Consider the following 12,679-nt stretch of genomic DNA (forward strand, 5'->3'; position numbering starts at 1 on the left):
GCCTCCCCCCACGCAAGGAGCCCGCCCATGCCCGGCACCCGCTCGCGCATCGCCCTCGCCGTTCTCGCCACGCTGACGTCCGCGGCGCTCACCACCCTCCCCTCCTCGGCCGCCCAGCCGGACGCGGCTGTCGCCGGGCACCTCACCGGCACCCTTGCCGACGGCGCTACCTGGATCGCGGACGTGCCCGACGACTGGAACGGCACCCTGCTGGTGTTCAGTCACGGCTTCGGGCCCACCGTCGCCAGGAACGCCCCCACCGAGGCCGTACGTGTCGAACTGCTCGCCAAGGGCTACGCGCTGGCCGGGTCGTCGTACGACCCCAGCGGCTCGATGTGGGCCCTGAACAGTGCCGAACGGGACCAGTTCGCCACCATCGACGCCGTCACCGAGAAGATCGGCAAGCCCTCGCGCACGCTGGCCATCGGCAGCTCGATGGGCGGGCTCGTCAACGCCCAGCTGGCCAGGGACGGCGGCGGGCGTATCGACGGCGCGCTCGGACAGTGCGGGCTGGTCGCCGGCGCCACGGACCTGGACAACTACCAGCTGGACGCCGAATACACGATCGCCCGTCTGCTGCTGCCCGAACAGGACGTGAAACTCGTACGGTTCGGCACGGCTGCAGAGGCGGCCGCCACCGCCGACCTGCTCACCAAGGCGGTCACCGCCGCCCAGGCCACCCCGCAGGGCCGAGCCAGGATCGCGCTGGCCGCCGCCTTCCTCAACCTGCCCGCGTGGGCGCCCGGGAAGGACCGGCCCGCCGCGACCGACTGGGCGGGGCAAGAAGAGCAGCAGTACGCGTGGTTCGCGCAGGGCATCCTGTCGTTCGTCGAGGGCGGCCGGTACGCCATCGAGCAGTCCGTCGGCGGCAACAACTCCTGGAACCGGGGCGTCGACTACGCCGACCTGCTCGCCGACTCCCAGCACGCGCCCCAGGTCCGAGCCCTCTATCAGGCGGCCGGCCTCGATCTGCGCGCGGACCTGCGCGCACTGACCCGGGGGGCCACCACCGCCGCCGATCCCGCCGCCGTCCACACCGCGCAGCGGACGTCCTCCGCCGGCCAGGGGCTCGACGTGCCGCTGCTCGACATCCACACCACCGCCGACAACCTCGTGCCGGTGGAACAGGAGACCCGCTTCGCCGCCCGGGTGCGCGCCTCGGGCGACGGTGCGCTGCTGCGGCAGGCCTACGTCGAGCGGCAGGGCCACTGCACGTTCACCACCGCCGAGACCGTGGCCGCCCTGCACGCCCTCGAACACCGCGTCGACACCGGCCGCTGGGACGACGTGGCGACCCCGGCCGCACTCCAGAAGTCGGCCGCCGCGCTCGGACTGGACGGGGCCGCGTACGTCCCGTACCGCCCGGCACAACTGTCGGTCGGCCGCGACGGCTCGGCCCACCCGACAGCTCGGCACTGACGACGCCCTCAGTTGCGTGGTGACAGCACCTGGTTTCCTCGGGCCTGTTTGAGAGCTGCGGCCCCGGGCACCTGGTTTCGCAGGTGCTTGGGATCACAGGCCCACCGCGGGAGCGGCCGACAAGCGGTTGCCCTCGGGTGCGTGTCACCCGGAGCCCTCCCGCAGTAACCCCCGCCTCGTCAAGGGAGAGCTCTCGTGCTGATGGCCCACCCCACCGTCCTCGCCGACCTGCTTCAGCAGTACGAAGCCCTGCGGGCCCGCCACGCCCAGGAGGGCGGCGCCCAGCTGCTTCAGCGGCTGAACGACGTCTCGTACACCCTGTGCGTCGCCACCGGCACCCGCGACGTCGACGACGCCCTGACAGCCGCCCGCCGCCGGCTCTCGGGCACCCGGGCCGAGGTGCAGGCCGTCGGAGCCGACACCTGACAGGGCGGCACCCTACGACGGGCCGTAGTTTCCTTTCGGCCTCGTGCGGGTGTACGTCGCCCGGTGGAAGTCGCTGTCCGTCTAGGCTGCTGCCCGCGCATCCGAGCGGGTTGGCGCAGTGACGGACAGCGGTCTACGGGAGGGCTGACCTCATGAGCAGGGTCTGGTTCATCACCGGTGCGAGCAGTGGCTTCGGGCGGGCGATCGCCGAGGCGGCGGTAGCCGCGGGCGACGTGGTCGTCGGCGCCGCGCGGCGGACGGGCGCGCTGGACGCCTTCGTCGCCGCCCACCCCAGGCAGGTCCAGGCGCTGCGCCTGGACGTGACCAATCTGGCGGCGGTCGAGACCGCCGTGGAGGACGTCCTCGCGTGGCACGGGCGGATCGACGTGCTCGTCAACAACGCGGGACGTACGCACGTCGGAGCCGTCGAGGAGACCACCGACGCCGAACTGCGCGACCTGTTCGCCCTGCATGTGTTCGGGCCCGCCGCACTCGTACGGGCCGTGCTGCCGCACATGCGACAGCGGGGGTCGGGCGCGATCGTGCAGATGAGCAGCGTGGGCGGGCAGCTCTCCGCCCCGGGCTTCGGGGCGTACAGCGCGACGAAGTTCGCCCTGGAAGGCATGTCCGAGGCGCTCGCGGCGGAGGTGAGGCAGTTCGGGATCAAGGTGCTGATCGTCGAACCGGGCGCTTTCCGGACCGAGTTGTTCGACCGCGGCCGAGCGGGCGCCAGCCGGGACCTCGGCGTCTACACCGGTACGGTCGGCGCGACCCGCCGGATGATCGCGGCGGACGACGGGGCCCAGAGCGGCGACCCGGCGAAGGCGGCGGCCCTGATCCTCGCCGCCCTGGACGCCGACGCCGAGCACACCCCGCTGAGGCTGCCACTCGGCGACGACGCGGTCACCGGCGTACTCGGTCATCTGGAGCAGGTACGGGGTGATGTCGTCGGCTGGGAGAAGCGCGCGCGGGCGACGGGCTTCGACGGCGACTGAAGACGACTGAACCGGACGGGACCGATGGCGACCGGCGGTGACCGGTTGTCAGGCCGGTGACGCCAGGCCCGTCTTGAGTCCCGCCCCGCACAACGGCACCACCGCCGTCCGTGTCCCGAGCGCCCCGTCCCGTACCGCCGCCCAGCAGGCCACCCCGGTCGACTCCACGTACAGCCCCTGGGACGCCAGGTCCCGCTGCGCGTGCCGGAGCTGATCCTCCGTCACCGTCAGGAAGGTGCCGCCCGAGTCACGGACCGCGCGCAGGATCTGGCGGGCCCGGGGCGGGTCGGGGATCGCGATGCCCTCCGCGAGGGTGGGGGACACGGGAGGCAGGGCGACCCCGGTCAGATCGGGGGAGCCCTCCTCCCAGGCGTGCGCCAGCGGGGCGACCGCCGCCGACTGGACGGCGTACAGCGCGGGCCGTCGGTCGATCAGCCCCGCCGAGTGCAGCTCGGCGACGGCGAGCGCCGCGCCCAGCAGCAGGGTGCCGTTGCCGACCGGTACGACGACGACTTCCGGGAGGCGGCCTCCCATGTCCTCCCACAGCTCGTGGACGTACGTCTTCGTGCCGTGCAGGAAGTACGGGTTGTAGACGTGGGAGGCGTAGAACGTGCCCGGCGCGTCCGCCGCCTCACGCGCTGCCGCCGCCGCTGCCTCCCGGTCACCGTCGATCACCCGGACCCTCGCCCCGTGGGCCTCGATCTGCTCCAGCTTCTTCGCGGAGGTGCCCTCGGGGACGTACACCGTGCAGGGCAGCCGGGCGCGGGCACAGTACGCGGCGATCGCCGTACCCGCGTTGCCGCTGCTGTCGGCGACGACCTGGTCCGGCTTCAGCCGGAGAGCCAGCTCGGCCAGGAGCACCGCGCCCCGGTCCTTGAAGGAGAGGGTCGGCATCAGGAAGTCGAGCTTGGCCGAGACGCCGTCGCGCAGCTCCACGAGGGGGGTGCGGCCCTCGCCGAGCGTGGTGGTGGGGGCGGCGAGGGGGAGTGTCTCGGCGTAGCGCCAGAGGGAGTTGACCCTGCCGGTGAGGGACTTGAGGGGCGCCGGGGTGGGTGCGAAGTCGAGGTCCAGGGGACCTCGGCACAGAGGGCAGCACCAGGCGAGGGTGCCTGCGGGGACGCGGGTGCCGTCCACGGGGCAGTAACAGTCCGGCAGTGGGGTCATGTACGCAGAGTAGTTGGGTACGGGGTTTCCCACCCCAGGGGACGGGACGGGTAGGGACGGCGGGGGCGAAACTCCCTTACCATGCGCCAAGTCGCACGCCAGTTCACATCACCCGACGAGGAGCCCGGCACTCGTGGCCATACCCCCGCCCCCTGGGCCCGATCAGCCGTCGTATCCCTCGTACCCCTCGAATCCCTCGTATCCGGGCCAATCCCAGAATCACCCCCAGCAATACCCCCAAGCTCACCCCGAGTATCCCCAGCAATATCCCCAAGGCCCCTACGCCTCCTGGCCTCAGGGCTACTCCCCGTACAACCGACCGACCCCCGTCAACGGCGTCGCCATCGCCTCCCTCGTCCTCGGCATCCTCTGCTTCCTGCCCGCCGTCGGCCTGATCCTCGGGATCGTCGCGCTTGTGCAGATCCGGAAGAAGGGCGAGCGCGGAAAGGGCATGGCGATAACCGGATCCGCGCTGTCGACCGTCGGGCTGGTGCTCTGGGCCCTGCTGCTCGGCACCGGCGGCCTGTCCTCCGCCTGGGACGGCTTCAAGGACGCCGCGAAGGAGGACAACAGCAGCTTCTCCCTCGCCAAGGGCGACTGCTTCGACTCCCTGGACGGCTCCCTGGAGGGCCTGGCGTACGACGTCGACCCAGTCCCCTGCTCCGGCGCGCACGACGGCGAGGTGTTCGCCAGTTTCCGGATGCCGGCCGGTGCCTACCCGGGCGACGACCGCGTCACCGAGGTCGCCGACGACAGGTGCTACGCCCTTGAGGACCGGTACGCGATGGATGCCTGGGCCGTGCCCGACGACGTCGACGTCTACTACCTCACCCCGACCCGCCAGAGCTGGCGCCTCGGCGACCACGAGATCACCTGCGTCTTCGGCAACGTCGACACGAACGGCAGCCTCACCGGCTCGCTGCGCAAGGACGAGACGACGCTCGACGCCGATCAGCTGACGTACCTCAAGGCCGCCCACATCCTCAACGCGGCGATGGACACGGCGCCCGACGCGGAGTTCGTCGAGGACGACCTGCCGGGGCACAAGAAGTGGGCCCAGCGGGTGACGGTCGCCCTCGACGAGCAGACGCGTCTGCTCACCGCACACCGGTTCGCCGCCACCGCCTCACCGAGCGTCGCGGCGCTCGTGAAGGACCTGCGCGGCGCACGCAAGGAGTGGGCCGCGGCAGCCCGGGCCACCGACGCCGACACCTTCTACGACCACTACGACACCGGCAGCGAGCTGCTCGACGTGGACCGCACGGTCACCCCGCGCAAGGCTCTGGGACTGGCGACGACCCCGCCCCCGTACGAGCAGAACGACGGCAGCGACGGAGGCACCGGAGGTACCGGAGGCGGCGGGGGCGGCGGGGAAGGGGACGCCGGGATCGAGGTGTGATGACGGCGGGAGAACGTGCTCGCGCCGTAACCTGCGTATCTGCCTGCCCCGTGCCTGCTTGATGTCCTCCGGCGGGACGCGTCATCACTTCGAGTGATTCTCTGGCCTTTGCTTGCATGTCACAACCCATGGTTGCCAGGCTGTTGCTGTCTGTACAACCTGATGGGAGCGGCCCGTGACATTCGGTGAGCAGCCGGCCTACCTGCGTGTCGCGGGTGATCTACGAAAGCAGATCGTCGACGGTTCACTCCCACCACACACCCGCCTCCCCTCCCAGGCCAGGATCCGTGAGGAGTACGGCGTTTCGGACACGGTCGCGCTGGAGGCGCGCAAGGTGCTCATGGCCGAGGGTCTCGTCGAGGGCCGCTCCGGGTCGGGCACCTATGTGCGTGAGCGGCCCGTGCCGCGCCGGATCGCCCGCTCCGGCTTCCGTCCGGACGGCGGCGCCACACCGTTCCGCCAGGAGCAGGCCGACGCCGAGGCGCGCGGCACCTGGGAGTCCAGCAGCGCGCAGACCGCGGCGAGCGCCGCCGTCGCCGAGCGGCTCTCTCTCCTGCCCGGCGACCGCGTGATGTGCACGAAGTACGTCTTCCGGGACGCCGGCGAGGTGATGATGCTGTCCACCTCCTGGGAGCCCCTGGCCGTCACGGGTCGTACGCCGGTGATGCTGCCCGAGGAGGGCCCGCTCGGCGGGATGGGCGTCGTCGAGCGCATGGCGGCCATCGACGTGATCGTCGACAACGTCACGGAGGAGGTCGGCGCCCGCCCCGGCCTCGCCGAGGAACTGCACGCGCTGGGCGGTGTGCCCGGGCATGTGGTGATCGTCGTACAGCGCACGTACTACGCCTCGGGGCGCCCGGTCGAGACGGCCGACGTCGTGATCCCCGCGGACCGCTACCAGGTGGCGTACCACCTGCCGGTGAAGTGACCCCGCCGCCCCCGGACTTGGTGAAGTAGCCCACACCCGGGGGCGGTTGATCTCCCGAGCGCTCCCCTCCGCACTGCCGCCCCGCCGACCACCGCAGCCCGCCGGGCCGGTGGATTCTGGCCGTTCTCGCAGGTCGTCCCAAGGGGCGCGGTGTGCCACTGACCGGACACACCGTGCTCTTTCGACGGCGCGTTCGACTTCGTGCGCCCCTCACCCCTGGCCGGTTGGCGTACCTCTTTGTGAAAAGCCGTATTCGCTGCGTAAAGGTTAGGCGTAGGGTCGGGCATATGCGGATTGCGGTTTCCTTAGCGGGCGGGGCGCGGCGCAAGCCGGGGGCGGGAAGTGGAGGGGCGCCATGAGCGACGGGACGATCACTCTTCCCTGGCTCGTCATACGGCAGGACGACAACGGCAATCGCTACCGCGTGGGCCGGTACGCGACCCGTGCGGAGGCCCAGAAGATCGCCGACAGCCTCGATGCGCGCGGCCACAAACAGCTCTACTGGGTCGAGCGGATCGGGCAGAACGGAACCCGGTGATCCGGCTCCCGTAGGCTCCGGCCATGACGGAACGGACGGAACCGGCGGCGGAAGCGGCGCCGGAATCGGTGGCGGAAACGGCGGCTGAGCCGGAGCGCGTGGCCGAGCGGGTCGTGGTCGTGGGCGCCGCCCTGCTGCGCGACGGACTCCTCCTCGCCGCCCGCCGCAGCGCGCCCCCCGAGCTGGCCGGCCGCTGGGAGCTGCCCGGCGGCAAGGTCGAACCGGGTGAGGCTCCGGAGGACGCCCTCGTGCGCGAGTTGCGCGAGGAGCTGGGCGTCGACGCGGAACCCGTCGAACGCATCCCCGGGGAGTGGCCGCTGCGGGCGCCGTACGTCCTGTGGGTCTGGACCGCGCGGCTCCCGGCCGGCACGGCCGAGCCGAAGCCCCTCCAGGACCACGACGAACTGCGCTGGCTTACCCCGGCCGAGATCTGGGACGTGGACTGGCTGGATCAGGACGTACCGGCGGTGCGGGAAGCGGCCCTCCGGCTGGGGTGAAGCTCGCGGGTCGATGCGGGAGCCGAAGCGGATGAAGTGCGGGCTCGTGAGGCGTGTGGTGGTCCGTGAGGCGCCTGGTGTGCGCGCCCCGTACGCCGTTCGTGCCACAGTGCGCCCTCAAGAGCGGTAATCGGCACCGAATATCGGGTATGTGCCCATTAACCCCACGAAAACGGACATGTGTGGGTCGCTGGCCTGGGAAGTGATCGGCGTGATCGACACCGAAGGTGACTGTGCCGAGTGGAGCTTTCCCGCTGAGCCCGGCGCGGTCCGTGGAGCCCGCGCGGTCGTCCGCGGACAACTGAGCGGCTGGGGGCTCGACTCCCTCGGTGATCTCGCAGCGCTGCTGGTCAGCGAGCTGGTGACCAACTCACTGAGACACGCCACAGGGCCCATCGGGGTACGGCTGGTGCGGCCCGTCGGGATCGCGGCCACGCTCCTGGTGGAGGTCTCCGACCCGCTGCCCGACCCACCCCGTGAGCGCGCCGCCAGCCCCGACGAGGAGTGCGGCCGGGGACTCCAGCTGGTCGCCCACTCGTCCAGCCGCTGGGGCACCCGCCCGGCCGACGCGGGTAAGACGGTGTGGTTCGAACTGTCGGTGCCAGGATGAGATCCGACCGGGCGGGGAACCCGGCGTGGTGACGACCGTGGACCGTGCGCCGGAGTGAACTGCCGCTGTACGTCCGCCCCCGCTCTGTCGACCATGTGGTTCAGGCCACTGGCAGTTGCAAAGGATCGGGGTTCGACCGGTGGTCCCCTGGTTAGAAGACTGGGAGTGTTGTCGCGGGCCGGTCCGAAAACCATCGGGATCGTCCTGTGATCGTGAACACCGTGTTGTGGGGCGCCGTAGTGCTGGATACTGCGGGCAGCCGCCCCCGGTGACTGGTGCCGGACGCGGTGAGCTGGAGGGGACGGTTCGCGTGAGCGAGATACCAGCGAAGGCCACGGAGTCCAAGGACCCGTCGGGCGGCGCGAGTGCGAGGGCCACGGGTGACTCCGCGGCCGGGGTGCCACGCCGTGCGTCGGGTGTCAGGGGTCCCGCCGACGGGGACGCGATACGCGATGCGACACGTGAAACCGCGCGTGGCACCATGGGCGATTCGGTGCGCGATACGACACGTGACACCGCGCAGGACCACGCGCGTGATGTGACAGGTGACCCCATGTGGCAGAGCAGCCCACCCGGCTCGATCTACGACTACATCAAGGTGGCGTCGTTCTCCATCGGCGCCGACGGTCTCGTCGACCAGTGGAGCCTGCGTGCCGAGAAGATCTTCGGCATCTCCGCCGCGCGGGCCGTGGGCATGGATCCCATCGAAGCCTTCATCGACCCCGATCTGCGTGAGCGCGGCCAGCGGAAGATGGCGGAGATCCTCGACGGCCGGGAGTGGACCGGCGTGGTCCCCTTCCGTATCCACGCGCCCGAGCTGGGCGAGGAGGGCCGGCGGGAGGGGCTCGCCGAGGTCTATGTGATGCCGACGCGGACGGAGGAGGGCGAGAAGGCCGCCGTATGCATCGTCGTCGATGTCCGTACGCTGCGTCAGATCGAGACCGACCTTGCCGCTTCGCAGGCGGTTTTCGGCCAATCGCCGTTCGGTTTCCTGCTGATCGACACCGATCTCCGGGTCCGGCGCGCCAACGAGCGCTTCGCCTCCATCTACGGCGGCACGGTCGACGACCACCGGGGCAAAGGTGTCTACGACTACCTGATCTCTCCCGAGGCCGAGCGGGTGTCCGCGACGCTCCGCCGGGTCCTGGAGACCGGTGACTCGATAACGGACATGCACATCACCGGCCTCGTGCCCGGCTCCGACGAGCGCCGGCACTGGTCGATCAACCTGTACCGCGTGCACAGCGGCTCCGGCCGCCCCATCGGTGTCGCCTGGCTCGGCCTCGACATCACCGCCCGCCGCGCCGCCGCCCGCGAGGCCGCCGCCGCACGGCGCAATCTCGCCCTTCTGAACGAGGCCGGGTCCCGCATCGGGAACTCCCTGGACCTGGAGACGACGGCGCGCGAACTCCTCGACGTCGTCGTCCCCGGCTTCTGCGACCTCGCGACCGTCGACCTCTACCAGGGGCTGCTGGCCGGCGACGAGACCCCGCCGGGGCTCGCCGACGGCAGCGCCGAACTGCGCCGCGTCGCCTTCGCCAGCGCCGTCTCCGACGCGCCCTTCGCGGGCGGCGGGGATCCGGTCTCCATGGGCGCCGTGCACCACTTCCCGTTCAACTCGCCCTGTGCGGACGCCCTGCGCACCGCCCGCCCGCAGCTGGTCCCCGCCGAGGACAACGGCGCCATCCAGTCCACGCTGGCCGTCCCGATGGTCGCCCACGACACCGTGGTGGGCCTCGCGCAGTTCTCCCGTACGAAGGGCAGCGAGCCGTTCGGGGAGCGGGACCGGGCGCTGGCCTGGGAGTTGGCCGCGCGGACCGCCGTCAGCATCGACAACGCCCGGCTGTACCGGCGTGAGCACGAGCGCGCGCTGATCCTCCAGCGCTCGCTGCTGCCGCCGGGCGACCCGGAGGCCTCCGGCCTCGACATCGCCTGCCGCTACCTGCCCGGCAACGCGGCCACCGAGGTCGGCGGCGACTGGTTCGACGTCATCGAACTCCCCGGCAACCGCACCGCGTTGGTGGTCGGCGACGTGATGGGACGAGGGCTGCGCGCCGCCGTCGCCATGGGTGAACTCCGTACCGCCGTCCGCACCCTGGCGCTGCTCGACCTCGAACCGGCGGAGGTCCTCTCCGCGTTGGACGAGATCGCGCGCGGCCTCGGCACCCCGGGCGGCGTCCAGCAGGCCACCCGCGCCGCCCGCCAGCCCCGCGACGCCGACCTGTCCGAGGTGTACCTCGCGACCTGCATCTACGCGGTCTACGACTCGGTGACCCGCAGGTGCACCTTCGCCAACGCCGGGCATCTGCCGCCCGTACTCGTCGAACCGGGCGAGGACGCGCTGATGCTCGACGTGCCGCCGGGCATGCCGCTCGGCGTCGGCGGTGAGCCCTTCGAGGAGGTGGAGGTCGAACTACCCGAAGGTTCGCTGTTGGCGCTCTACACGGATGGACTGGTCGAATCCCGCGACCACCCCCTCGACGAGGGGCTGCAGGCGTTCGTCGGCGCCCTCCGTGACCCCTCCCCGCAGCTGGAGGACGTCTGCGACCACGTCCTCAGCACCCTCGACACCCACCACGGCGAGGACGACATCGCCCTGCTGATGGCCCGGGTCCAGGGTCTGCCCGCCGATTCCGTCGGCGACTGGACGCTGCCGCGCGAACCGCGCAGCGTGGGCCGCGCCCGCGAGTACACCCGCACCCAGCTCACCGCCTGGGGCCTCGAACCCCTCATCGACACCACCGAGTTGCTGGTCAGCGAGCTGGTCACCAACGCCCTGCGCTACGGCGAGGGTGAGATCCGGCTCCGGCTCCTGCTCGACCGCATGCTGGTGTGCGAGGTGTGGGACGCCGGTCTCGTCCAGCCCCGCCGCCGCCGAGCCCGCGACACCGACGAGGGCGGACGCGGCCTCCAGCTGGTCGGCCTGCTCAGCGCGGCGTGGGGCTCCCGCCGGACCCCGCGCGGCAAGACGGTGTGGTTCGAACTCCCGCTGCCGGACGGCGGAACGGTCCTCGCGGACCCGGCGGAGGCACTCCTGAGCCTGTTCTGACGAGCCCGCCGCAGGGACCCCGCTCCGGCGGCGACGCTCTCTTACCCGATTCACGTCGAGTTCTTACGGTGCGTTCTTACGGCGGGACGCCAGGCCCCGCCGCACACGGGTGGCGGGCCCGCCGAACGAACCCGGCGCGCCGCCGGTCAGCGCCTCGGCCGCCGCGTCCGGCAGATCGCCGAGCAGGATCCCGCCGAGCACCGCTCCGGCGACCCCGTTCGTGTGCTCGGGCCGCCCGCCGTACGGATTGCCGTGCGCGCGGACGTCCCGCTCGGCCAGTTCGCGGGCCTGCCGCGCGAAGGCGTCGGCCTCCGCGGGGTCCCGGTCCAGCAACCGGCGGGCCTCGGCCAGCCGGGTCCGGGCCTCGGCGCCCACCGCGCCCCGGTGCGTGCCCACGAAGCCGTCGGCGGCGTCGGTGGCCCGGCGTGCGACGAGCCGGACGGCGCCGGGCACCGTCCCGAGGGGCGCGGACACCACCGCGACCCGGTGCAGGGCCTCCAGGGGGTCGTAGGGCCCGGCGGCGGCCTCTTCCCGTACGGCGGCCAGTGCGGCCCGGGCGCGGCTGACATGACCCTCCAGGGCGCCGACGGGCACCTCCTCCGACGTACCCTCGGCCAGCCGCTCCCGCGCCTCTACGACGGCCGCCTCCGCCTCGTCCAGCGCCTCGGGCAGCGCCTGTGCGGCGGCGGCCAGCGCGGACGCGAGGCGGTCGACGCCGTCCACGAACACCTCGGCCTGCGCGATCGCGCCCTCGGCGGCGCGCAGTTGCAGCACAGCCCTGTCGAGGTGGGCCAGGTCGGCGGACTGCCGGGCCCGGTTGAGTCCGGTCGTGGCGAACACCAGCCGGTCCTTGGCCTGTTCGACCTGGCCGGCGACGAGGAGCGAGGTGGTCGGCGCGTACCGCTCGCCGAGGTCGGTAAGGGTCGCCTCCGCGGCGCTCGTACGACCGGTCAGCTCCCGGAAGCGCACCTCGGCGTGCCGGAGCGCGCCGCTCATGTCCCGCTCCAGAGCGCGCAGTTGGTCGAACCCGGCGGCCTCCGCGTCCAGTCGCCGTCCCGCGTCCACACAGCGGGCGACGATCTCGTCGAGGGTGGCCGTGGAGACGTCCTTCGGGTTGTCGTCGTACGCCTGGCGCAGTTGGAAGGCGGCCGACAGCTCGGCCTCGGCGTAGCGCACGGCCTCCGTGAACGGCGCGACCGCGTCGCTGCCGTGCAGCCCCTCCACGAAGCCGAGTTCCTCCCGGCTGGTGCGTACACAGTCGTCGGCGGCGACCAGCGACTTGCGGGCCTGCCGGTCGAGTTCGGGCGTCGTGGGCCGCGCGACCGGAGCCAGGGCGGCGGGCGTCGTAGGGGTTCCGGCACGGCGCCTGCGGCGGGCGTAGCCGTACGCGGCCACCGCGACCGCGGCACCCGCCACCACGAGGGGCAGGACCAGATCGCCGGTGGAACTCCCCTCCTCAGGGGCGGCGACGACCGAAGGGACCGGGGCGGCCGAGGCGGGGGACACGGCCGGTGCGCTGCCGACCACCGACACGGGCACCTCGTACCCCTCGGGGTCAGCCGTCACGCCGGGCAGCACCAGCCACAGCACGCCGATCACCCCGCCCAGGGCGGTGTGGGCCACGCGCACGGGTATGTGGGACGCGGCTCGCCGA

General features: G+C 72.2%; 11 protein-coding genes. 9 read left to right on the forward strand and 2 right to left on the reverse strand.

Translation table 11 applies throughout. From position 1 onward, the window contains the following. Positions 1–27 precede the first annotated feature (27 nt). The 3 genes from OG241_RS37105 (at position 28) to OG241_RS37115 (ending at position 2,840) form a co-directional block, all read left to right on the forward strand. Entirely contained in the window at positions 28–1,419 is a 1,392-nt protein-coding gene (locus OG241_RS37105; RefSeq protein WP_405821752.1) for an alpha/beta hydrolase, read from the forward strand. Between the two features lie 195 nt (positions 1,420–1,614). Then, positions 1,615–1,845 carry a DUF5133 domain-containing protein gene (locus OG241_RS37110; protein ID WP_405821754.1) on the forward strand — a complete coding sequence of 77 codons (231 nt, stop codon included), beginning with the start codon at positions 1,615–1,617 and terminating at the stop codon, positions 1,843–1,845. A 152-nt stretch (positions 1,846–1,997) separates the two neighbouring features. Then, positions 1,998–2,840 carry an SDR family NAD(P)-dependent oxidoreductase gene (locus OG241_RS37115; protein ID WP_405821756.1) on the forward strand — a complete coding sequence of 281 codons (843 nt, stop codon included), beginning with the start codon at positions 1,998–2,000 and terminating at the stop codon, positions 2,838–2,840. Between the two features lie 48 nt (positions 2,841–2,888). Here the strand turns inward: OG241_RS37115 and OG241_RS37120 are convergent, their stop codons facing one another. Beyond that, the gene (locus OG241_RS37120) at positions 2,889–4,004 is read right to left on the reverse strand and encodes a threonine synthase (RefSeq protein ID WP_405821758.1); all 1,116 of its coding nucleotides are present in this window, start codon (positions 4,002–4,004) and stop codon (positions 2,889–2,891) included. 133 nt (positions 4,005–4,137) lie between these two features. Here OG241_RS37120 and OG241_RS37125 point away from each other — a divergent pair, with 133 nt between their 5' ends. The 6 genes from OG241_RS37125 to OG241_RS37150 all read left to right on the forward strand — a co-directional run bounded on the left by OG241_RS37125 (position 4,138) and on the right by OG241_RS37150 (position 11,025). Next, positions 4,138–5,403, forward strand: coding sequence for a DUF4190 domain-containing protein (locus OG241_RS37125; protein WP_405821760.1), 1,266 nt, complete (start codon positions 4,138–4,140; stop codon positions 5,401–5,403). 175 nt (positions 5,404–5,578) lie between these two features. Beyond that, on the forward strand, positions 5,579–6,331 hold the full coding sequence (locus tag OG241_RS37130; protein ID WP_405821762.1) for a GntR family transcriptional regulator: 753 nt from the start codon (positions 5,579–5,581) through the stop codon (positions 6,329–6,331). 355 nt (positions 6,332–6,686) lie between these two features. Then, entirely contained in the window at positions 6,687–6,869 is a 183-nt protein-coding gene (locus OG241_RS37135; RefSeq protein ID WP_405821764.1) for an SPOR domain-containing protein, read from the forward strand. A 98-nt stretch (positions 6,870–6,967) separates the two neighbouring features. Then, the gene (locus OG241_RS37140; protein ID WP_405826647.1) at positions 6,968–7,366 is read left to right on the forward strand and encodes a (deoxy)nucleoside triphosphate pyrophosphohydrolase; all 399 of its coding nucleotides are present in this window, start codon (positions 6,968–6,970) and stop codon (positions 7,364–7,366) included. Between the two features lie 178 nt (positions 7,367–7,544). Continuing rightward, positions 7,545–7,976 (forward strand): ATP-binding protein, encoded by a 432-nt coding sequence (locus tag OG241_RS37145; RefSeq protein WP_405821766.1) that lies wholly within the window; start codon positions 7,545–7,547, stop codon positions 7,974–7,976. Positions 7,977–8,286: 310 nt separating this feature from the next. Beyond that, positions 8,287–11,025, forward strand: a complete 2,739-nt coding sequence (locus OG241_RS37150; protein ID WP_405821768.1) for a SpoIIE family protein phosphatase — start codon at positions 8,287–8,289, stop codon at positions 11,023–11,025. Positions 11,026–11,088: 63 nt separating this feature from the next. On the opposite strand, the gene OG241_RS37155 is transcribed toward OG241_RS37150, so the two are convergent. Continuing rightward, positions 11,089–12,648, reverse strand: a complete 1,560-nt coding sequence (locus OG241_RS37155) for a hypothetical protein (protein WP_405821770.1) — start codon at positions 12,646–12,648, stop codon at positions 11,089–11,091. Positions 12,649–12,679 lie beyond the last annotated feature (31 nt).

This window comes from Streptomyces sp. NBC_01390, assembly GCF_045040105.1.
Lineage (GTDB): Bacteria > Actinomycetota > Actinomycetes > Streptomycetales > Streptomycetaceae > Streptomyces.